The sequence below is a fragment of the Enterococcus sp. 7E2_DIV0204 genome, from assembly GCF_002140855.1.
Classification (GTDB): Bacteria; Bacillota; Bacilli; order Lactobacillales; family Enterococcaceae; genus Enterococcus_L; species Enterococcus_L lemimoniae.
The window spans coordinates 1,222,363-1,245,785 of sequence record NZ_NGKY01000001.1; the positions used below are offsets into that span (position 1 = coordinate 1,222,363).

General features: G+C 36.4%; 19 protein-coding genes. 6 read left to right on the forward strand and 13 right to left on the reverse strand.

Annotated features, from left to right (window positions below; translation table 11 throughout):
- Window positions 1-303: 303 nt before the first annotated feature.
- The 8 genes from A5819_RS05765 to A5819_RS05800 all read right to left on the reverse strand — a co-directional run bounded on the left by A5819_RS05765 (window position 304) and on the right by A5819_RS05800 (window position 7,080).
- Complete coding sequence (locus A5819_RS05765) at window positions 304-816, reverse strand: thioredoxin family protein (RefSeq protein WP_086277530.1); 513 nt, start codon at window positions 814-816, stop codon at window positions 304-306.
- The gene (locus A5819_RS05770; protein ID WP_086277532.1) at window positions 813-1,220 is read right to left on the reverse strand and encodes a thioredoxin family protein; all 408 of its coding nucleotides are present in this window, start codon (window positions 1,218-1,220) and stop codon (window positions 813-815) included. The genes A5819_RS05765 and A5819_RS05770 overlap by 4 nt, the downstream gene beginning before the upstream one ends.
- A complete protein-coding gene (locus tag A5819_RS05775) occupies window positions 1,210-3,327 on the reverse strand; it encodes an ATP-binding cassette domain-containing protein (protein ID WP_086277534.1) in 2,118 nt (705 codons plus the stop codon). The genes A5819_RS05770 and A5819_RS05775 overlap by 11 nt, the downstream gene beginning before the upstream one ends.
- A gap of 12 nt (window positions 3,328-3,339) precedes the next feature.
- Window positions 3,340-3,903: a hypothetical protein gene (locus A5819_RS05780; protein WP_086277536.1), complete on the reverse strand. Its 564-nt coding sequence runs from the start codon at window positions 3,901-3,903 to the stop codon at window positions 3,340-3,342.
- A 28-nt stretch (window positions 3,904-3,931) separates the two neighbouring features.
- Complete coding sequence (locus tag A5819_RS05785) at window positions 3,932-4,654, reverse strand: hypothetical protein (protein ID WP_086277537.1); 723 nt, start codon at window positions 4,652-4,654, stop codon at window positions 3,932-3,934.
- A 12-nt stretch (window positions 4,655-4,666) separates the two neighbouring features.
- Complete coding sequence (locus A5819_RS05790; protein ID WP_086277539.1) at window positions 4,667-5,563, reverse strand: ABC transporter ATP-binding protein; 897 nt, start codon at window positions 5,561-5,563, stop codon at window positions 4,667-4,669.
- Between the two features lie 33 nt (window positions 5,564-5,596).
- The gene (locus A5819_RS05795; RefSeq protein ID WP_086277541.1) at window positions 5,597-5,803 is read right to left on the reverse strand and encodes a hypothetical protein; all 207 of its coding nucleotides are present in this window, start codon (window positions 5,801-5,803) and stop codon (window positions 5,597-5,599) included.
- A 380-nt stretch (window positions 5,804-6,183) separates the two neighbouring features.
- Window positions 6,184-7,080: an XRE family transcriptional regulator gene (locus A5819_RS05800; protein ID WP_086277543.1), complete on the reverse strand. Its 897-nt coding sequence runs from the start codon at window positions 7,078-7,080 to the stop codon at window positions 6,184-6,186.
- Between the two features lie 277 nt (window positions 7,081-7,357).
- Between A5819_RS05800 and A5819_RS05805 the strand changes: the two genes are divergently transcribed.
- On the forward strand, window positions 7,358-8,077 hold the full coding sequence (locus A5819_RS05805; protein WP_086277545.1) for a glucosamine-6-phosphate deaminase: 720 nt from the start codon (window positions 7,358-7,360) through the stop codon (window positions 8,075-8,077).
- Between the two features lie 47 nt (window positions 8,078-8,124).
- Here A5819_RS05805 and rpoC read toward each other — a convergent pair whose 3' ends face one another.
- The 3 genes from rpoC to A5819_RS05825 form a co-directional block, all read right to left on the reverse strand.
- On the reverse strand, window positions 8,125-11,778 hold the full coding sequence (rpoC, locus tag A5819_RS05810; RefSeq protein ID WP_086277547.1) for a DNA-directed RNA polymerase subunit beta': 3,654 nt from the start codon (window positions 11,776-11,778) through the stop codon (window positions 8,125-8,127).
- A gap of 163 nt (window positions 11,779-11,941) precedes the next feature.
- Window positions 11,942-15,559: a DNA-directed RNA polymerase subunit beta gene (gene rpoB, locus A5819_RS05815; RefSeq protein ID WP_176271368.1), complete on the reverse strand. Its 3,618-nt coding sequence runs from the start codon at window positions 15,557-15,559 to the stop codon at window positions 11,942-11,944.
- Window positions 15,560-15,913: 354 nt separating this feature from the next.
- Entirely contained in the window at window positions 15,914-16,486 is a 573-nt protein-coding gene (locus tag A5819_RS05825) for a hypothetical protein (protein WP_086277553.1), read from the reverse strand.
- 518 nt (window positions 16,487-17,004) lie between these two features.
- Between A5819_RS05825 and A5819_RS05830 the strand changes: the two genes are divergently transcribed.
- The 3 genes from A5819_RS05830 (at window position 17,005) to A5819_RS05840 (ending at window position 19,833) form a co-directional block, all read left to right on the forward strand.
- Complete coding sequence (locus tag A5819_RS05830; protein ID WP_086277555.1) at window positions 17,005-17,982, forward strand: ABC transporter substrate-binding protein; 978 nt, start codon at window positions 17,005-17,007, stop codon at window positions 17,980-17,982.
- Window positions 17,983-18,079: 97 nt separating this feature from the next.
- Window positions 18,080-19,030: an ABC transporter permease gene (locus A5819_RS05835; protein ID WP_086277557.1), complete on the forward strand. Its 951-nt coding sequence runs from the start codon at window positions 18,080-18,082 to the stop codon at window positions 19,028-19,030.
- Entirely contained in the window at window positions 19,030-19,833 is an 804-nt protein-coding gene (locus A5819_RS05840; RefSeq protein ID WP_086277559.1) for an ABC transporter ATP-binding protein, read from the forward strand. Before A5819_RS05835 ends, A5819_RS05840 begins: the two co-directional genes overlap by 1 nt.
- Window positions 19,834-19,891: 58 nt before the next feature.
- Here A5819_RS05840 and A5819_RS05845 read toward each other — a convergent pair whose 3' ends face one another.
- Window positions 19,892-20,104 (reverse strand): zinc ribbon domain-containing protein, encoded by a 213-nt coding sequence (locus A5819_RS05845; RefSeq protein WP_010771950.1) that lies wholly within the window; start codon window positions 20,102-20,104, stop codon window positions 19,892-19,894.
- Between the two features lie 185 nt (window positions 20,105-20,289).
- Here A5819_RS05845 and A5819_RS05850 point away from each other — a divergent pair, with 185 nt between their 5' ends.
- On the forward strand, window positions 20,290-21,276 hold the full coding sequence (locus A5819_RS05850) for a biotin--[acetyl-CoA-carboxylase] ligase (RefSeq protein ID WP_086277561.1): 987 nt from the start codon (window positions 20,290-20,292) through the stop codon (window positions 21,274-21,276).
- Window positions 21,277-21,408: 132 nt separating this feature from the next.
- Entirely contained in the window at window positions 21,409-22,371 is a 963-nt protein-coding gene (locus A5819_RS05855; protein ID WP_086277563.1) for an LPXTG cell wall anchor domain-containing protein, read from the forward strand.
- Between the two features lie 89 nt (window positions 22,372-22,460).
- On the opposite strand, the gene menA is transcribed toward A5819_RS05855, so the two are convergent.
- Window positions 22,461-23,414, reverse strand: a complete 954-nt coding sequence (menA, locus tag A5819_RS05860; RefSeq protein WP_086277564.1) for a 1,4-dihydroxy-2-naphthoate polyprenyltransferase — start codon at window positions 23,412-23,414, stop codon at window positions 22,461-22,463.
- Window positions 23,415-23,423: the final 9 nt, after the last annotated feature.

Genomic DNA, 23,423 nt, shown 5'->3' on the forward strand with positions numbered 1-23,423 from the left:
CAGAAGAAGCCCCAGCCTTTCCAATAGAAGAAACAAAATCTCAAGCCACCTTCTACTGTTTTTGCTTCATTCTTCGTTAATTCTTTCATCTTCTTTTCCTCCTCTTTTATGTTTGATTTACATTAATTCTCTTTTTTAAACCTGTTCTCTCTTCCTCACTGCCTTCTTACTTACAGAAAAAGCCCCAGCCTTTCCAATAAAAGAAACAAAATCTCAAGCCACCCTCTACTATTTTCGCTTCATTTTTCGTTAATTCTTTCATCTTCTTTTCCTCCTCTTTTTATAGTTTTAATAACTCAGTAGTTATTTGACTAACGCTGCTGGCTCAACATATCTATCTATCCACTCTGCGACTTTCTGCAGGGATATTCCATTTTCAGGTGTCCACTCTATTTTATTCGTCAAAATACCTTTACTATATTTAGCTAGTGTTGGAGTATACTTAATGTTGTAATCCAACTTGAACTTTTCCCATTCTTCCTCATTCTCTTTAACCTTTGCGACATTTAAATAAAATATCTGTTGTGAAATGTTTTTTTCTTCCACCAATTTAATAAATTCCGGCTCAAAGTCATTACAGTCTCCACATGTTGGTCGACCTACATAAACATAAAAATCTTCTTGTTTTTCAAGTTTTTCTTTAAAGCTATCAAATGTAATTGAATCTACTGTGTTGTAAATCTCTGGATAGTTAGACTGCTCAACCACTAATTGCTGATCTTTCTTATCATTGTCCAATTTTAATGCATATGCCGTTCCACCCAAGCTAAACAATCCAATTACTGACAAGAATACTGCTATTCTCTTTAACTTCATTCTACTTCCCTACCTTCAAGAATATTTTTTGTTGTGTCATACTCTAGAGCACCTTCATAGCGTGTTAGTTCCCCAGCTTTGATCACTAGTATCGTCGGCGTCACTGTTACGTTATTACTAGTTATAAACTTTTTATTACTAGTATTTTCAGTATCCAGATAATAGACTTCAGTATCTGTCTTTTTCGCTGCTTTTTCTAAAATTGGTAGAAACATTTGACATGACGTGCAATTTCGATTTCCTACTAAAATGAATGTGTCTTCTTTGTTTGTAATGGTATCTTCGATTTGCTGGATTGATATTGTGTTGTCTTTTATACTGGCACTCGTTTTAGATGCTGTTAGAATCACAAAAAATACAATAACAACGATAGACAATAACAGTATTCCTGTTTTATTTTTCATTCTTATCTCCCCGTCTTTTTTCTTTTATATTGATAATTTCATCAGCATATTCTAAAACATCTGTCTCATGACTTATTACAATCACGATCTTTTTTTCATCATTAGCTAGTTTTTTGATATAATTCATAAATTTTTTCTTAGACGCACTATCTAAATTTCCTGTTGGTTCATCAAAAATATAAAGACTCGTATCTTGATACAAAGCTCGCATTAATAGAATTTTTTGTTTTTGGCCTTGAGATAAGTTTCGACCCTCGCTCTGAATCAAATAATTATTTGGCAACTTTAAATCCAGCAAGTCATCATAGTGAGACTTCTGCTCTGTTGTCAAATTCTCATTAAACACCTTATAGCGAATATTACGACCAACGGTATTGCCATACAAATTGAATTCAGGCGAATACAAACTAATATATTCTCTAATACTGGTATTTTTAAATGATCTCCTTTCGACTGATTCATTAACAATCATTATTCCAGAATCTGGATCTAACACCCCTGAAAGCAAATTAATGAGTGTTGATTTTCCGCAACCATTATCTCCAATAAGAGTGTATAGTTTTCCTGCTTCAAATCTCGTATCAAACTGTTTGAATATCTTCTTTTTCTCATCATAAGAAAAATTCAAATTCTTCACATCAATAGTGGTGATTTTTGGAACATCTAATACATCCTCTGATTTTTCCGCTTGCTCAGTATAATCTTCGCCACTTTGAATATAATCAATCGCAATGGCACTTTTTTGATAACTCAACCATGATTGCAGAACTGGCGCAACTGAACTAAGTATGATAGAAATAATCAAAATACCATTTGAATCATTTAATAAACTAGTAGTACTTCCAGTGTGAAGTGCTGCATTTACACCGAACACAACAAATGTTGAAATTGAGATAAGCGTTGAAAACACTTGAAACATTGAAGCTATTTTCAAATCATTCGTGACCATTTGATTTTTACTTTCAAAATAATCTTGGATTTTCTGTTGAACAAAGCTTTCTGCTTCTTTATTCTTGGAAAACAAATTGATATCAAATGAGCTTTTGATATTATTCTCAACAGAAAATGAAAACACCGATGATTTTCCAATGACATCTTTTTCATTATTTCTAATAATGTCTATTTTCCTTTTTAAAAAATAAGAAAATAAACCAATCCAGAAAACTAAAACACCAAATAATAAAGGCGTTATACTGAAAACAATACTTGCCAATAGCAATACATAAACTAAATTAAGCTTAAAATAAAATTTTTCCAGCAAACCCGAAACTGAACCAAACAAATTCCAAAAATAACCAGTGACATTATCTCTATTACCGCCAGATCTGATATCACTAACTTTTTGAACATAATATTTCATTAAAATTTTTTCTTGAATCTTATTTTCAAGTGTAACTTTTTGCTTTCCTTCCATAATATTGATTTTATAGAATCCTAAAATCAACAATAACGCTACAGATATTACAAAAACAAACATAGGAGCAGAATCTGTTCTATTTAATGATAGTGTTCCTTGAATTAGAAAAGTTGTTACTATCGGAAGTAGGTATTTTAACAAGATCAATCCAATCATTTTTACTTTTAAGCTATAAGAAATCTCTTGCATGACTTCTTTGTAAAGTCTTTTACCTAGACTTGATTCCACCTTATTCATTCTGAATTTCTTTTTTGATCTATGTGTAACAACTGAATTAGAATCTGCAATACATAGGGCATAGCCTAAAAATATTGATTTTAAATAGGCTTCATCGTATTCTATTAGAGTGCTTTCTGCAGGATTAGAGACTATGAATGACTGATTATCCTTTATCTCATGAACAACTACATAGTGACCTACACCATCATTCTCTACGACCAATAGCATAGGAAGTTTCTCAACTTTTTTTAATTTCTCAAAATCTGTCACTCCATATGCACTAGAGTTTACTCCGTACTTTTTTAAAATGGTTTTCATTTCATCCAGAGAAAGTCCTTGCGTTTTTTTAATACTATAATGTTGATATAATTCATTCTCATTACCAATTTTTATTCGTAGTTGTTTTAATATCGTTTTTAACGAGGCGATTCCACAATCTGTCGTTGAATGTTGCATATAATGGGCATACATAGTACATTCTCCTTACTTTTTAATGCGAATATCTCCGATGGTACTAATCTCTATAACTTCATCCTGATCTTTACTAGTATCTGGAACTGCTAAAACTTCTCCGCCATTTTTAGCAATCGTCACATACTTCCCTTGAAAATCTTGTGGGACCGTAACATCAACATTTCCTACTATTGACTCTATTTTCAAATTTTTTATGCTGGCATTTTTGCCTAAGAAAACCTGCATTTCTAGTTCACTTTTCCCATCACTGCTTGGCATCAATTTGAATCCATCTGTATCGGACAATGTAATTTCTAAACTTGTCGCTTTAGTTTTTACCTTATTGAGCTCTTTTTCTGTTTTGTCAGACACTTTTCCGGCTAATTTAACCACAGTTTCTTCTTTTTCAGTTTCAATAATCGTTGTCTTAACATCTTGTTCAGCGCCCAATAACGATAGCGAGTCAATCATATCTGTTGAAAAGCGCCAATCTTTTGTTATAGCTTTTGTGGTTTTATCTGAGCGCATTGTTGTATAGCCCACAAAAAGAACAACCGCGACCACAAGGATCAAAATCATCAGTTTCTTTTTCATACACTTCACTTTCCTCTTCTATTTTTTATTATTTGAAATCTCTTTCTTTAAATAACATATAGCTACATACATAGAATATGATGCTATAGACTAATGCACTGCTAAAAACAATTACAAAGGTCTGGTTTGATACATTTTGATAATCTGTCAGTTGTCTAATATTCGTAAATAGTAGCGTATCCAATAGCGCATTTGCTGCTAAAAAATAACTTGAGATAATGCTTGAAGCTAGCCCTTCTCCAATTAAAATCAACGCTATAAATACCGCCGTTGCAACATTACTTGATTTAATAACATTAAACAACAATACACCTATAAGACTGACTGAAAAATACAATGGTAGCTGCAATAACATTATTTTTATCATTTCGATCAGAGAAAATCCCCCACCTGTGATCCACACCGTACTTGCTAATGCTCCTGTATAAATGACTAAAAAGAGAATCACCATACCGAAGGTTAATACAACCTTGCTTAGAAAATATACCCATCTTTTAATTCCAAAAATCAATGAATTATTGACGACCCGATAAGTAAACTCATGGCCCCAAACAATAATAAAAATATTGATCATAAAAATTGAGACAAAAATCGAAGCACTAGATAAACCATCTTGAATCACTTCTAAACTTGGCGTATCATCTCTAACTATTCCAAAAAATATACCGAATATAATTAAACCTGCTACTGAATAAAAACCAAGCTTACCTTTTAAAATTCTATAACTATCTGATTTTAATAGACTTAACATATAAACTCTCCTCTACTCTGTTAATTTTAAATAATAATCTTCTAAGCTTTCTTCTTTGTATGAAAAATAAGTAAGATACAATTGATTGTTAAATAGAAGCTCAGAAATACTTGGCATTTCAGACTTTTCTGCATTAACTGTTAATCCAGCATCATCAATATGCACAACATATCCTTCTTTTTCTAAAACATCCTGGCATTTTTGATTACCTATACTTGATAGAATGATTGTTTTTTTGCATTCATTCTCAAGTTCTTGAGTCGTCACTTCTTTAATCAATTTTCCTTGGTGAATAATTCCATATCTAGTCGCTATCATTGATAATTCTGATAAAATATGACTGGATACTAAGATCGTTGTTTTGTACTCTTTATTTAATTTTTTTATGATTTCTCTAATTTCAACAATCCCTTGTGGATCTAAACCATTAGTCGGTTCATCTAAAATAAGTAAATTCGGGTTATTCAATATAGCTAACCCAATCCCTAAGCGTTGCTTCATGCCTAAAGAAAAATCTCTAAACATTTTCTGACCCACAGCTCCTAATCCAATAAACTCCAGCACTTCTTTAATACGATTTTTTCTATCAGGCAAATTAATTTGGATAGCATAATAATTCAAATTTTCTTGTGCAGATAGATAGGGGTAGCATGCTGGTGATTCTATCACAGCACCAACTTTTATTTTTTCCTTACCGTTAAAAAATTCGATACTACCTGAACTTTTCTCGATTAAATTAGTTAACATCCGAATAAAAGTCGTTTTACCTGCACCATTTTTACCAATAAATCCATAAATATCTCCCTGATTGATCGTCATTGATACTTCATTTACAGCATGGTAATCTTTATATTTCTTCACTAAACTCTTCGTTTTTACTAAATAGTTATTCATTCTAACTTCTTGCATCTTTATCACTCCTATGATTTAACTGAATTTTCTTTACTTTATTTCTAACACTTCAACATCTTCTACATTCAAATAATCAAAAAGTAATTCCTTTTCTGTTTTTTGAGGAAGCATAACAATTTTCAACAGCTCGCCTCTGTTAATTATTTTCAGTAACTTGTCTTCATTACCATCATTTACAATAACTAATTTTCTATGTATAATTTCTTGATCTTTAATAAAATATTTTATATTTGTCATAAATATTCCCTCTTTTTATTAACTAAGTTGCTACAGTTCATTTATCTGTCATATTATTTTATTGTTTTATAATTCCCACCAATATCCGCATAAAATACTCCATAGTCTCATATGTTATTCCTCCCTTTTCGTTTTATTTCTTGTATCACTTATATATATTACTTTAAGGTGTTACACTTCTTTTCAACAGGACATTTTTGTCCTGTTTTATGATTTTCACTCAAACTTCTTCATCGTATTTATCTTTTTTCACTGTGTCCTCTTTACATATAGTACTTTACTGTTTTCTTCTTAAATCCAACAGGACATCTTTGTCCGGTTATTAATTTATCAAATAAAAAAGACCATAAAGACATCATTCATGTCTCTACAGTCTACAATTAACTATTTAGATCTTGTTCCCATTCTTGCTTAATTTTACCTGACAATTGCTCCTCACCATGTAATTGAGCAAGTAATATTGCATCATTATATTTTTTATTCGCTCTCTCTAGATCATTATGGTGCAGCCAATACTTTCCCTCAAGCATATCAATAATCGGTTTTTGATGAAAATCCATTCTCATTTTCATGATAGTATTTGAAATCTTTGTAATGTTTAAAATTTTATCATATCGATCAGAAAAAATGTATAGACCAATTATCGTAATTAGAATTCTATTTAAAATAATCAACCCAAATTCCGAACTATAATTGACTTGTTCCAATGTCTTCTCCACCAAAGTATCGAACTCTTTATTTTCAAATGGCTTATAATAACAACAGGCAAAATATAAATGTACAATTAACAAATCATTTTCAGAATACTCTTTTTTGTTTCTAACTTGAAAAAAATAATCCTGCAGTATTCCCTCACCAAAATCGATTTTCTTTGAAAGATTTACATCATTTTGTGCCTGAGCAGTATCCACTAAAAGCTGCTCTTCTTCAGGTAAAGTCTCATAGTAGTCCTTATATATTTCCTCAAAGGTGTCCTCGACCATTTTTTTCATCGCATCATTATATTGTGGTGGACGTTTGAATAAACCCATTTTCAACTGAATATAACGTTTAGGTAATATAATGTCATTTTCGTTTATCAAGTGCGAAATAGGTATAGAAAGCTGTTTTGAAATATATGTAAGTTTAGGGAGTGTTGGGAGTGATTCACCAGACTCAATTCGCGAAAGTTGCCTAACAGTCAATTCCAGTTCGTCATCACAAAATGCTTCTCTGCTTAATTTCTTTTGTTCGCGAAACGTCCGAATTTTTTTACCTAATTCTATCTTTATATCCACGATTCCACACCTCCTAATTTGATTCGGCCAATATGTTAATTATATCTCAACGAAAGTACCCTTACAACTACTTTCCAGGACTATTTATTCCTTTAGGAAGTAAGCAACTGTATTTCTATGCTATTCTGAACTTATCAATATACATCTACTACTCTCACATCCCTGTGAAACATATGGACTAATAAATTCTAGAATACTACTTTACCTATAAAAATTCGATTGACATGGGATGGTTCCCATATGATAAATTAAAGAAAAAGAAGGAGCTGTAAAAAAAATGAAAATTATTATTGAAGAAAACTATGAAAAAATGAGTCGGGTCGCTGCAAATTTTCTATTAGGCAAAATGTATCAAAATAGACGAGTGAATTTAGCAATAACCGCTGGATCGACACCGGTTAAAATGTATGAATACCTAGTTTCTGATGTAAAAAACAAATCTTATTTTGACAATGTTCATTATTATAATTTTGATGAGATTCCGTTCAAACAAAAAAAAGGATATGGTGTAACGATGGCAAATCTCGATAACCTCTTCTTTAAACCAGCAGAAATTCCTGAGAGTCAGATTCATCCCTTAGATGAAAAAAACTACAAAAATCAGGACAAAAGAATCGAACAAGATGGCGGACTAGATTTGATTCTACTGGGCATCGGAGCTGATGGCCATTATTGCGGAAACTTACCAGGTACAACAAAATTTGAAGACCTAACCTCTTATGTAGGAGAAAACGCTACTGAGAACATGAAGGATATTTTATTAAGCGAGGTCGGCGGCGATGAAAATGAACGTCCAGAATTTTACGTAACCATGGGACCAAAAAGCGTGATGCAGGCAAAAGAAATCGTACTCTTTGCCACAGGCAAGAAAAAAGCGGCGATCATCAAACAGGCATTCTTCGGTCCAATTACAAATGATGTCCCTGCCTCTTTATTACAAACCCATCCTAATTTAACAATTATTTTAGATCAAGAAGCTGCATCAGAACTTTATTAAATAAAAAAGGCTTGAAATCATGTGATTTCAAGCCTTTTTGTTCACTATTATTTATTCAACTCATTCAAAGCATCTTCAGCAGCCATTTGTGCTTCAATATCAGAGATACTATAGACATTTTCGCTTGCTACGCCAACTTCTTTTGGTTCCATGTTACGGTAACGAGCCATACCAGTACCAGCTGGGATGATCTTACCAATGATAACATTTTCTTTCAAACCAAGTAATGGGTCTTTTTTACCACGAATCGCAGCATCTGTTAACACACGAGTTGTTTCTTGGAATGACGCAGCAGATAGGAAACTATTTGTTTCTAATGATGCTTTTGTGATTCCTAGTAAGACTGGACGGCTTGTTGCAGGAACGCCACCAGCTACTAATGTGTCATAGTTACGATCTTTAAATTCAGCAATATCTAGTAATGTACCTGGTAAGATTTCAGTATCACCTGGATCCATGACACGAACTTTACGAAGCATTTGACGAACCATTACCTCAATATGTTTATCGCCGATTTCTACCCCTTGCATACGGTAAACACGTTGTACTTCACGCAATAGGTAGTTTTCAACAGATAATACATCGCGAACTTGTAGTAATTGTTTAGGATCGATCGAACCTTCTGTCAACGGTTCCCCACGATGAATCGTATCGCCTTCAGCCACTTTCATACGAGCTGTATAAGGAACAGTGTACGTACGAGTATCGGTTTTTCCTTTGATCGTTACTTCTTTTTGACGTGTTGCAGGATCTTCAGAAATATCGATTACTTCACCGGTAACTTCTGTAATAACTGCTTGACCTTTAGGATTACGTGCTTCAAAGATTTCTTGGACACGAGGAAGACCTTGAGTAATATCATCTCCGGCAACCCCACCTGTATGGAACGTACGCATTGTTAATTGAGTACCAGGCTCTCCGATTGATTGAGCAGCAATTGTACCAACTGCTTCCCCAACTTCAACGCCTGAACCAGTTGCTAAGTTACGGCCATAACAGTGTTTACATACACCATGTTTCGTGTTACATGTAAATACGGAACGGATCGTTACCGTTTCAACCCCAGCATCAATAATTTCTCTTGCAAGATCTTCTGAAATCAGTTGATCTTCACCGATGATCATTTTGCCAGTTTCAGGATGCATAACAGCTTTACGGGTATATCGTCCAAGTAGACGTTCTTCTAACGGCTCAATGATTTCATTTCCTTCACGAATAGATTGGATCACTAGACCACGGTCCGTTCCACAATCGTCTTCACGAATAATAACATCTTGGGCAACGTCAACTAAACGACGAGTCAAGTAACCTGAATCGGCTGTCTTCAAGGCTGTATCGGTCATCCCTTTACGAGCTCCATGGGTAGAGATAAACATCTCCAAGACAGAAAGTCCTTCACGGAAGTTTGAGATGATCGGTAATTCCATGATACGTCCGTTTGGAGCGGCCATCAATCCACGCATACCAGCAAGCTGAGTAAAGTTGGAGATGTTACCACGGGCTCCAGAATCTGACATCATGAAGATAGGATTTTTAGCGTCCATACTTTCGATCAGTTTTTGTTGAATTTCATCTTTGGCTTTATTCCAAACAGCAATAACACGTTCATAACGTTCGTCATCTGTAATCAGACCACGACGGAATTGTTTCGTGATATTTTCCACTTGTTTATGAGCATCATCGATGATTTCTTGTTTCTCATGCAAGACCATGATATCGGCGATACCAACAGTCATACCAGCATGAGTAGAATGTTTATAACCTAAGTCTTTCATTCTATCAAGCATCTTAGAAGTTTCAGTGATATGGAATCTCTTGAAGACTTCAGCAATGATATTTCCTAAGTTTTTCTTCTTGAATGGTAAGACTAATTCTTGTGCTTTAATGTGCGCAGGAATATCTGTACCCGCTTCTACAAAGTAATTATCAGGCGTTTGCACTGTTAAGTTGTAGTCAGTTGGCTCATTCAAGTATGGGAATTCTACAGGCATGATTTCGTTAAAGATAATCTTACCTACAGTTGTGATCAAAATACGTTCTTTTTGCCAATCCGTAAATGGTTTGTCACCAAGTAATGTTGTTTGAACACCGATACGTGAATGTAAATGCACGTATCCATTACGCCATGCTAAAACAGCTTCATTCATGTCGCGGAAGATCATGCCTTCCCCTTCACGTCCATCTTCTTCCATAGTTAGGTAGTAGTTACCTAAGACCATATCTTGAGAAGGTGTTACAACTGGTTTACCATCTTTTGGATTCAAAATGTTTTGAGCAGCTAACATCAACATACGTGCTTCAGCTTGCGCTTCTTCGTTCAATGGAACGTGAACAGCCATTTGGTCCCCATCGAAATCGGCATTGTAGGCTTCACACACTAACGGGTGAAGACGAATTGCACGACCTTCAACTAACACTGGTTCAAAGGCTTGGATACCAAGTCTGTGTAGTGTAGGTGCCCGGTTAAGCAATACTGGATGCTCTTGGATAACTTCTTCTAAGATATCCCAAACTTCATCTTCGCCGCGTTCGATTTTACGTTTTGCGTTTTTGATGTTGGTTGCGATTTCGCGTTGAACTAATTCACGCATCACGAATGGTTTGAATAATTCAATCGCCATTTCTTTTGGTAAACCACATTGGTACATCTTTAAGTTAGGTCCTACGACGATAACTGAACGACCAGAGTAATCCACACGTTTACCTAGTAAGTTTTGACGGAAACGACCTTGTTTCCCTTTTAACATATGAGAAAGAGATTTCAAAGGACGGTTACCTGGTCCTGTTACAGGACGGCCACGGCGACCATTATCGATCAACGCATCTACTGCTTCTTGCAACATACGTTTTTCATTTTGAACAATGATGTTTGGTGCGTTTAAATCTAATAAACGTTTCAAACGGTTGTTACGGTTGATTACACGACGGTATAAGTCATTCAAATCACTTGTCGCAAAACGTCCACCTTCTAGTTGAACCATTGGGCGTAAATCTGGCGGGATTACAGGAATAACATCCATAACCATCCAGCTTGGTAAGTTTCCAGAAGCACGGAAGGCTTCCAAAATGTCCAAACGACGGATTGCACGAGTTCTTTTTTGGCCTTGAGCTGATTTCAAATCTTCTTTCAAGCCAGCAACTTCGCCATCTAAATCAACATTATCTAATAATTGTTTAACCGCTTCTGCACCCATTGCAGCAGAAAATCCTTGACCATATTGATCACGTTTATCACGGTATTCACGCTCTGTTAATAATTGTTTTTTCTCTAAAGATGTATCTCCTGGTTCAATTACTACATATGATGCGAAGTAAATGATTTCTTCTAAGGCACGAGGACTCATGTCTAACACAAGACCCATCCGAGATGGAATACCTTTGAAATACCAGATATGTGAAACGGGTGCTGCTAACTCAATGTGTCCCATACGTTCACGACGAACTTTAGAACGAGTTACTTCCACACCACAACGGTCACAAACGATACCTTTATAACGAATACGTTTATATTTTCCACACGCACATTCCCAGTCTTTAGTTGGGCCGAAAATGCGTTCACAGAACAAACCTTCACGTTCAGGTTTTAACGTACGGTAGTTAATCGTTTCGGGTTTCTTTACTTCACCGTAAGACCAGCTTCTGATCTTTTCTGGAGAAGCCAAACCTATTTGCATACTTTCGAATTTATTTACATCGATCAAAAGGAATTCCCTCCATTTCTTGATAGGAAAAGTTAGGGGGAGGAAGAAAAGTACAACACTCTTTCAAATGCTTACTTCCTTCCACCAACTGAATCAAGCTCTCTTTCTACAAAGAAAACGTAAATCAACACTAACTTGACAATATTACTATGACTTCAAACAATTAGTTTTTAGTATCTTCAGCTGTTTCAATTTCTTGTTCAAGAACTGCATCGGCAGCTTCTTTTGCTTCAGCTGCTTCTTTTTCTAACTGTTTCGCTGATTGTTGTTCGGCAAATTTTGTTAGGGCATCAACAGTGATCAAGTCATCATCATCGTCATCCATATCACGTAATTCGATTTCTTGTTCTTCAATGTCCAATACGCGCATATCTAACCCTAGTGATTGTAATTCTTTTACCAATACGCGGAATGATTCCGGCACGCCTGGTTTTGGAATTGGTTCACCTTTGACGATGGCTTCGTATGTTTTCACACGACCAACAACGTCATCAGATTTGTACGTTAAAATTTCTTGTAATGTGTAAGCTGCACCATATGCTTCCAGTGCCCATACTTCCATTTCCCCAAAACGTTGTCCACCAAATTGAGCTTTACCTCCAAGTGGTTGTTGAGTAACAAGTGAGTATGGTCCAATAGAACGGGCATGTAATTTATCATCAACCATGTGGGCCAATTTGATCATGTACATCACACCAACAGAGATACGGTTATCGAATGGTTCACCTGTACGTCCGTCGTAAAGAACTGTTTTCGCATCGCTAGCCATACCAGCTTCGCGAACTGTTTCCCATACGTCATCATCATTGGCTCCATCAAATACCGGTGTTGCAATGTGGATACCTAACTGACGAGCAGCCATACCCAAGTGTAATTCTAATACTTGTCCGATATTCATACGTGACGGTACCCCTAATGGGTTCAACATGATATCGATCGGTGTACCATCTGGTAAGAAAGGCATATCTTCTTCCGGCATAATGCGGGATACAACCCCTTTATTACCATGACGTCCGGCCATTTTATCGCCTTCGTTGATTTTACGTTTTTGCACGATATAAACACGAACCAACATGTTTACACCTGGAGATAATTCGTCTCCTGCTTCACGAGTAAAGATCTTCACATCATGAACAATTCCTCCGCCGCCATGGGGCACACGTAGAGATGTATCACGAACTTCACGGGCTTTTTCACCAAAGATCGCATGTAGTAAACGTTCCTCAGCAGATAACTCAGTTACCCCTTTAGGCGTTACTTTACCTACTAATAGGTCACCATCTTTGACTTCAGCACCAATGCGGATAATTCCCATTTCATCAAGATCTTTCAAAGCATCTTCTCCGACGTTTGGAATTTCACGCGTGATTTCCTCAGGTCCTAATTTTGTATCACGAGCTTCTGATTCATATTCTTCAATATGGATCGAAGTGTAGACATCATCTTTCACCAAACGACGGCTCATGATGATCGCATCCTCGTAGTTGTACCCTTCCCATGTCATAAATCCGACAAGGACGTTTTGTCCTAAAGCCATTTCTCCTTCTTCCATAGAAGGTCCATCTGCTAATGTATCGCCTTTTTCAACTTTTTCGCCTAAAAGAACGATTGGACGTTGGTTGTAACTTGTTCCTGAATTTGAACGACGGAATTTCGTTACCATATATTTATCTAATGCGCCATTGTCACGGCGAACACGTACTTCTGATGCATCCACATATTCAACGACACCATCATGTTTACATAGTAAAGCAGCACCCGAGTCATGCGCTGATTTGTATTCCATACCAGTTCCCACAAGTGGTGAACGAGGTTGGATCAACGGTACTGCTTGACGTTGCATGTTGGCACCCATCAAGGCACGGTTGGAGTCATCGTTTTCCAAGAAAGGAATACATGCCGTCGCAACAGCAACTACTTGTTTAGGTGAAACGTCCATGTAATCGACTCTATCGATCGTCACTTCAAGGTTTTCACTTTGCAGACGAGCCATTACTAATTCTTCAGCGAATGTTCCATCTTCATTTAAGCGTGAGTTTGCTTGCGCTACGATGTAGTGATCCTCTGTGTCAGCAGTTAGGTAATCTACTTTATCTGTTACTCTGCCAGTGGCACGATCAACACGACGATAAGGTGTTTCGATAAAACCAAATTTGTTCACTTTGGCATAACTTGACAAGCTATTGATCAACCCGATATTTGGTCCCTCAGGTGTTTCGATCGGACACATACGGCCATAATGGGAATAGTGAACATCTCGAACTTCATAGCCAGCACGGTCACGAGTCAAACCACCAGGTCCTAAGGCAGATAGACGACGTTTGTGTGTCAACTCACCTAGAGGATTTGTTTGATCCATGAACTGTGATAACTGAGAAGAACCAAAGAATTCTTTGATACTTGCCACTACTGGACGAATATTGATCAATTGTTGTGGTGTTAGTGTTTCAGTATCTTGAATCGACATTCTTTCACGAACCACACGCTCCATACGAGCTAAACCAATACGGAATTGGTTTTGTAGTAATTCACCAACTGAACGAATACGACGGTTACCCAAGTGATCGATATCATCTACATTACCGATGTCTTCTTGTAAGTTAAAGAAATAACTCATTGAAGCTACGATATCTGCTGGACGAACAGTTTTCACACTTGTATCAGGATAGCCATTACCGATCACGTTAACGATGCGTTCTGGATCTTTTGGAGAAAGAACCTTAATTACTTGAACTGTCATTGGTTCAGTAACCACACCATCTTCACTTGGGTAATACGTTACGCTATTTAAGCCGTTATCGATATGTTCACCTAGTGTTTCCATAACTTGGTGAGTCAACACTGTTCCTTTTTCAACAAGGATTTCTCCTGTTTCAGAATCGATCAATGTTTCTCCTAGAGTTAGGTTCAATAGACGTGTTTTTAAATCTAATTTTTTGTTGACCTTGTAACGACCAACATTCGCTAAGTCATAACGTTTTGGATCGAAGAAACGAGCATTTAACAAATTACGAGAACTGTCAGCCGTTTTCGGCTCACCAGGTCGAAGACGCTCGTAAATATCTTTCAAGCCTTCTTCAGTACGAGAGTCGCTAGCATTTTTGTGTAAATCTTTTTCGATCGTATTACGTAAGCTTAATGTTTCACCAAAAATTTCAAAAATTGTATCATCAGAGCCAAAACCTAAGGCACGTACTAACACAGTTAAAGGAATTTTACGCGTACGGTCAATACGTACATAAGAGATATCTTTCGCATCAGTTTCCATTTCTAACCATGCACCACGGTTAGGAATCACTGTTGAGCCAAAGCCTTCTTTACCATTTTTATCTACTTTACCATGGAAATAAACACCAGGTGAACGTACTAATTGAGAAACGATAACACGCTCTGCACCATTGATGATAAATGTTCCCATTTCAGTCATTAGAGGGAAATCACCGAAGAATACTTCTTGTGATTTGATTTCTCCAGATTCACGGTTCGTCAATCGCAGAGTAACGTGTAACGGTGCAGAATAGTTTGCGTCATGTGCACGCGCTTCTTCTACCGTATACTTAGGTTCTTTTAATTCATAATCCACAAATTCCAAAGATAAATTCCCTTGAAAATCATCGATCGGTAAAATGTCCTCAAACATTTCTCTTAGTCCTTCATCTAAAAACCATTGGTAAGAGTCTGTTTGAATTTCGATCAAGTTGGGTAATTCCAACACTTCACTGATCCGGGCGAAACTTCTACGTTCGCGGTGTTTTCCGTATTTTACTACGTGTCCAGCCAAGCTCTTCACTCCTCTAATTAAAAGTCTATCAAAACACTAACCGAAAATATTTCTTTAATATTACAAATATTAAATATCCGTAATATTGAGCATTTTTTGCAGTTTTTAGGCAAAAAAAAACCAAAAATAGAATGTGCTCTTGAAAATTTCTCGTGCGTTTCTACTTTTGTTTCCCTATTAAAAACCGGAACGGACAATATTTCGCTCCTGCTTTGTCATTTTTCAGATAGTTTTTGCATCTGTATATTGTACTTCCTTCTATAGTAAAAGTCAAGGTTTTTCGTATGATTATAGCAATCTTTTTTTTGCAAAAAAAGACATTCGATTTTTATCGAATGTCCTCCGCTTTTTTACTTATTGAACCGTAGTTTCTCCAGTAATTTCAGCGCCTTCTTTATCTAACGTTGCAGAAGTTTTGTATTCTTCTTTTTCAAACGTTACATTTCCTTCAACTTTGGTTCCATTCAAGACAAAACCGTTCGCTTTTACTAAGATATCCCCTTTAACGGTTCCGTTAACAATATTGAAGTTTTCTGTTTCAACAACTAACTTAGGAACAGTTAATGTATATTCAGCTGTAATTTTTTTATCTGAATCTTGGGCATACAATGCTAATTTTCTATAAATATCGCCTGATGCTTCCCCTTTGTCGTGAAACTCACCAGCTACTGTTACATCTTTGTCAAAAGTAAGATCAGCTGTTGCTGCAACGATCCAGTTACCATCTTTACTCAAGGCTTTTTCGATCACTTCTGGTTTATCACTGATTGACGCACCACTCACTGCATCAACACTTGAACTCATTGATGTTGCTGTTTTGCTGTCTGATGAACTGTCTTTAGATTCTTTCTTATCTCCGTTACATGCACCTAATACCAATACTGTTGCTGCTAATGTGCCTAACGTAATTAATTTTTTCGAAATCATATACATCCTCCTAGTTGTTTACTATTTATCCAGTTAAATTCTAGCATGAACCCGTTGAAATTCACAAAGATATCTCTTTTCCAGTGTTTAACATTAGGAATAATTTAAATATTTCACAAAATTTATAATTATTTTTATCTCTTTTTTTATTTAATAGCAGTATATGAATGTTCAGAAAATTTAAAATAATCTGTTGACATCTACCTCACTTTTCCTTTATACTGTAAACAATTCAATTTGCGGAGGGATTTTTATGACACACTTAATCAACTCACAACTGAATAAAGCTTACTTTAGCTACTTTAGATAGTTTTGTATTCATGAAATCGTGGGTACAAACAGCAAAAACCTGTTTTTGTATCTATGATGGCTAAAGCATTTTGTACTGAACAAACGCCACGTAGACAATCCTAAGTGGCTTAAAGAAGAAGTGTTTATCTTACGACTTTTATCAATCCATTTAGGCATATTGTCTGAATGGATTTTTTGTTTTATTAATTATAATTGGAGGAATCAAGATGAAAAAGAAACTATTAGGACTAAGTATTGTATCAGCAGTAGCACTATTGGCTCTTGGCGCATGTGGAGATGGCAAGAAGACAGACAGCGACACAAACAGTGATAGTAAGAAGATCGGTGTTTTACAACCGGTTGAACACGGCTCACTAGATGCTGCTTTTGAAGGATTCAAAGAAGGTTTAGCTGATAATGGATTCAAAGACGGCGACAACCTAACCATTGACTATAGCAATGCCCAAAATGATCAAGCACAATTAAAAAGTATGAGTGAAAAATTAGTCAAAGAAAAACCAGATCTCTTACTAGGAATTGCAACACCCGCTGCGCAATCACTGTTGAACGAAACAACAGATATTCCAATTTTAGTCACAGCAGTAACAGATTTAGTGAGTGCCAAACTCGTAAAATCAGATGAAAAACCTGGTGGTAACGTAACTGGGACTACTGATATCGTCCCTATCGACAAACAAATTACCTTACTATTATCTATCGTCCCTGATGCTAAAACTGTCGGAATCATGTATAACGCAGGTGAAGCCAATTCTAAAATCCAAGCGGATATGGCAGAAAAAGCCTTAAAAAATGCTGGCATCAAATCAAAAGTTTTAACGGCTAACTCAACAAACGACGTACAGCAAGTAACGACTAGCTTGGCCAAAGATGTTGATGCAATTTATATTCCAACCGACAACACTTTCGCTTCAGCAGCTGCTGTTATCGGCGAAGTAGCAAAAGAACATAAAACGCCAGTCATTGCAGGTTCAATTGAGCAAGTCGAAGAAGGTGGCTTGGCCACTGTAGGTATCGACTATAAATCATTGGGCAAACAAACCGGGGCTATGGCAGCAAAAATTCTAAAAGGTGAAGCAAAACCTGAGGATATGCCTGTTGAAAAAGCAAAAGACTTAGAACTTTTCGTGAATAAAGACATGGCAAAAGCGTTGGATATTGATCCAGACACGATCAAAGCACCTTAATTCCTAAATAAACGTTGAGAGAAAAGCAACCGGCTTTTCGAAACTAAACGCTTTTTTCTCAACCTTTACATAAAACTACTGAAAGAAGCTGATTTTATTGTTAGACATATTACTATCTTCAACCTCTCAAGGTCTTCTGTGGTCCTTACTCGCCATCGGAGTCTTCTTGACTTACCGTATTTTAGATATCGCTGATTTGACTACTGAAGGAAGTTTTCCTTTAGGTGGTGCAGTCGCTGCCGTTATTTTAGCTAAAGACCCAACGACTTTGCCGGCGCCAGTCCAGTCTTTATTCGATATCCATTATATGATAGCGCCAATCTTTGCATTGATAATTGCCTTTATAGCCGGCATGTTAGCAGGACTTGTTTCAGGACTTTTACACACAAAATTAAAAATCCCAGCTTTATTAGCAGGAATCATCACGATGACTGGACTTTACAGTATCAACTCACGTATCATGGGCGCTCCAAATATTTCTTTAATTGGAACAGATTCGATTTTCTCTCACGCTCAATCATTAGGACTCACTAAAATCAACAGCGCGATAGTTGTCGGTGCAATCATCGTTCTTTTAGTCATTATTTTACTTGTCTTATTCTTTAAAACTGAAATTGGTTTGGCCACTCGAGCAACGGGTGACAACATCGATATGAGTGAAGCAAACGGAATCAAAACCGACAACATGAAAATCATCGGCTATATGTTGTCAAATGGATGTATTGCCTTAGCTGGTGCGTTACTTGTACAAAATAATAACTTCGCTGATTTGAATTCCGGTATTGGAACGATCGTTATCGGACTTGCTTCCATTATCATTGCAGAAGTTCTCTTTAAAAATAAATCACTTGGTTTGCGTTTGCTTACAATTGTGATTGGTGCAATTTTATACCGTTTTATCCTTGCTTGCGTACTAGAGCTACGTGTCGATCCAGCTGATTTAAAATTATTCTCAGCAATTATTCTGGTGATTTGTCTATCTTCACCATTGATTCAAAAAAAATTAGGTTTTTCTAAACTAGGGAAACGTAAAGGAGGAGCCAACTAATGGAGCCTGTACTAACAATCAAAAATTTACACCAATATTTCGAGCGTGGAACAGTCAATGAAAACCATGTACTAAAAGGCATTGATTTAACAATCAATCAAGGTGAATTCATTACGATCATCGGCGGAAATGGTGCTGGTAAATCGACTTTACTAAACAGCATTGCTGGAACATTACCGATTGAAGAAGGGCAATTAACTTTAAATGGTAAAGATATTACCAAACAGCGTGTCGTTGCTCGCTCTAAACAAATCAGCCGTGTGTTTCAAGATCCAAAGATGGGGACTGCTGTACGTTTAACTGTGGAAGAAAACATGGCCCTTGCAATGAAACGTGGAAAAAAACGCGGTTTGGGAAACGGCGTTCGTAAAAACGACCGTAATTTCTTCAAAGAACAATTAGCCAGTTTGAACTTAGGCTTAGAAAATCGCCTAGGTGCGGAAATTGGTTTACTATCTGGCGGACAACGTCAAGCAATCACTTTGCTTATGGCTACCTTGATTCGTCCCAAACTGATTTTACTGGATGAACATACCGCAGCATTAGATCCTAAAACATCGATCACAGTTATGGAGCTAACTGAAAAATTAATACAGGAACAAAACCTGACAGCCTTTATGGTTACTCACGATATGGAAGATGCGATTCGTTATGGCAACCGTCTGATTATGCTTCATCAAGGGCAAGTTGTAGTAGATGTCCCTGCCGAACAGAAAAAAGATCTAACCGTTAACGAGTTGATGGAAATGTTCCACAAAAATAGTGGCAGTGAATTAAAAGACGATCAACTACTACTAGTTTAAAAAAAGAGTTCAAGTGCAGCATACACTTGAACTCCTTTTTTATTTATTTTGTTGGCTATTAGCCACCCATTAAAAAGTCTAAAACATTCCAGCCATCTGATGTTTGACCACGGTACAATTCCGTAAATCCGCATCTCGTACAGCTCACTGTGATAAATTTCTTATTTTGTATATCAAAAATCTTTGAAAAGTTTCCTCCTGTTGCTTGAAACTGATCTGATACATAGTGTGTGTTGCCACACTTATCACAAACATATTGTTGCTTTTCCATTCTTCCCCACTCCATCTCTATAATAATAACCAGTATCTTTCGTTCCTACTACGTAAGTATAGCAATTTTTCCAGGAAAACTCATACATCCTTAGATGGATTTTTATCTCCTCTTTCAGGCGGATGGTGGTTGACCCACCTTCCTACCATCAGATACAATGAAACTATTATAAAGGAGCGAAGTGTATGTCTACGAAAAGTCAGGTATTAACCCTATTAATGAAACAAGCCCCCAATTTTATTTCGGGTGAAGAAATGGCTCAACAACTTTCTTTATCTCGAACTGCAATCTGGAAAGCGATCAACGAATTAAAAAAAGAGGGGCACATCATTTCAAGTAGCCGTAATAAAGGCTATTGCTACGGAAAATCAGACGTTTTATCAGCAGAAGGAATCCGTTTAGCTCTAAAATCAACAACACCTAGCCTTTCGATCACGGTGCTAAACTCATCAGAATCTACAATGAAAGATGCAAAACTAGCCGCAATCAATGGTGAACCTGATAATACATTGATCGTAGCAGATATCCAAGAAGCACCGATCGGTCGCTTCGGTCGCCCTTTCTTCTCAAAAGCGGGTAGCGGCATCTACATGAGTATGTTATTAAGACCAAATCAAAACTTTGAAGAAATGGCGCAATATACTGTGATCATGGCTGTAGCAGTTACTCGTGCAATGGACAAGTTGGTCAAGGTCTCTACTGAAATCAAATGGGTCAATGATATCTATATCAACGGAAAGAAAGTCTGTGGTATTTTATCAGAAGCAATGAGTGATGTTGAATCGGGACAAATCTCAAATGTCATCATCGGCATGGGAATCAACTTCTCTTTAAAACAAGAGGAATTTCCAAAGGAATTAAGAAAAAAAGCAACCTCTCTATTTCCAAAAGAGGAACCAACGATTACAAGAAACGAACTGATTGGAGAAATCTGGAATCAATTTTATGCCATTCTAAATCAATTACCAGCACAACATTTCTTAGAAGAATATCGCCAAAAATCATTTGTCCTCGGCAAGACTGTTTCATTCATTCAAACAGGTGTTGAATATGAAGGAATTGCGGTCTCCATCAACGATCATGGTGAATTAGTCGTACAACTCCATGACAAAACAGAAAAGATTCTTTCTTCTGGGGAAATCAGTTTAAACAGTATCAATCCAACGACTTAACAGCAACATCAAACGAATATATTAAGAATTCCTTAAGAGGGCAGCCAGTTTTCTTACAACCATTTGCTAAATGTTTCACTTGTGTTACATTTATATCATAAACAATACGAACATTACACAAGGAGAATATTTATGAAAAAAGTCGTTTTTTGTTTGGTCGCTTTATCTTTAGCTCTACCGCTTACAAGTTTTGCAGAAGAAGTTTCAACTACATCGGAAGTTGAAAGCTCTTCCTCTATAACATCCACACAAGAAACTGAGAAGGAAAACAAAAAAAACGTTGATAGTTCTACATCAGATACAAGTTTCATAGAAAATTCCAGTAGCTCAGTTCCCAACGCTTATAGCGATCTTATCCAAACAACTTTAGTTGTATTTCAAGGAGAAAAAGTGACTGCAGAAATGCTTTCCCAAGATAGTGGCTATCATGGCGCTGCGTTTAGAGATCTTAAACTTTTAGAGGACGCCTCAACAGAAAAAATAGGAGACTATTTAGTCAAAGTGAGCTTTATGCTCCATCCTTTAGAAGAAAACCAAGGAGAGAAGCAAGAAGTTACACTAAATATGGGCTATACAGTAGTAAAGTCTACGCCAACCTATGATATCCAATTTATTTCCTATAATTCAGAAAAAAAACAAGTTAAGGGTAGGGTTTTAACTACAGATGAAGCTTCAGTCAGTAACGTTCCTATTTACGGCGAAAATACTGCTAACTATGATGCAGTTCCTAAAAATATAAAAGTGTTTTATCCCTTCGCCAAAACAGACAGTCCTGTCCTAACAGACACTGAAGGTTATTTCACTCTTCCATACCAAGATCATTTCAGTTTTGCGGCTTTTTCGCGACAATCAGGTGATTATTCACCCATCTATACATTAACTGACCAGGCCTTTGCCGGTGCCGCAGGAACAACAGATAGCTCTACACCAGCTAAAAGCACTGCTTCCTCTTCGACTTCTACTAAAGAAACAGAAAAGAAAAAAGACTTATTTCCAAACACAGGTGAAAAGAAAACTGTTTACTTTTCAATTGCGGGTATTGCGATTATTCTATTAGCTGTACTATTTCTATTCATTAAAAGTAAAAAAAAATAAAAAGTAGTGTTTAAAAAAGGGTTGTTAAAATAGAGCGTAAAAAAGAAGGAAGCAGAGTCGTTGTTGGTTACTGCTTCCTTCTTTTTTATTTAAATTTTTTCTAAAATAATCGTTAAGAATAACCCTAGTAAATAGCTACCGTTAAATGCTAATAGATTTTTTATCGAATAGCCAAAACTTTTGGGATGAGGCAACTCTTTTTTAAATGACTGAAGATTTTTCCAAACAGTTGGCAGTGATAAAAATACAGTCAAAATCGGCCAGTGATATACACCCAATGGCCACCCAATCAAAACAACTGCATAGCAGGCTAATATCAATAGTTGAAATAATATCACACCATGCTCTCGACCAATATAATAAACCAACGTATAACGATGATTTTCAATATCCGTGTCTAAATCTCTCAGGTTATTTGCCAACATGATATTGGCAATCGTGAAGACCATCGGCAAAGAGGCCCAAATGATCGCTAGAACTGCCCACAAATTCCCTGTCAAGGCAAATGTTCCACGACCCCAATCGAGCAATAGATAAAATGGTCGTTTATCTTGAACATTTAAATAGATCGTCATCGCAAAAATCCCAAGTCCCATTGTAAATCCACTGAAAACCTCACCTAACGGCATCCGCGATAACGGAATTGGTCCAAACGTATAAAAAATTCCGATAAAACAACACACGCCGCCCATTACCAAGAACAGCCAACCTGTTTGAACCGTTAAAAAGATCCCGATCACAGCGGAAAAAGCAACCATTCCAAAGATCATATTTCTCACAAGAACTGGTGCGATCCCAGAGCTACCAATAATATTCTCTTCATATTTGTATACTTCAGATTTTGCTTTTTTAAAGTCCATATAATTATTTATTGCTGTCGTAGCCATATCAAAAACAACCATTCCTATGAAAAATAAAACTGTATAGCCTAACTGAAACTCTTGGAAATAAGCAAGCGAAAATAACACCCCAACTGCAAAAGGAAATAGACTCGCTAATTTAGTCTGAATTTCCACAACCTGCAAAAATACTTTCAAAGACATATTCGTTCT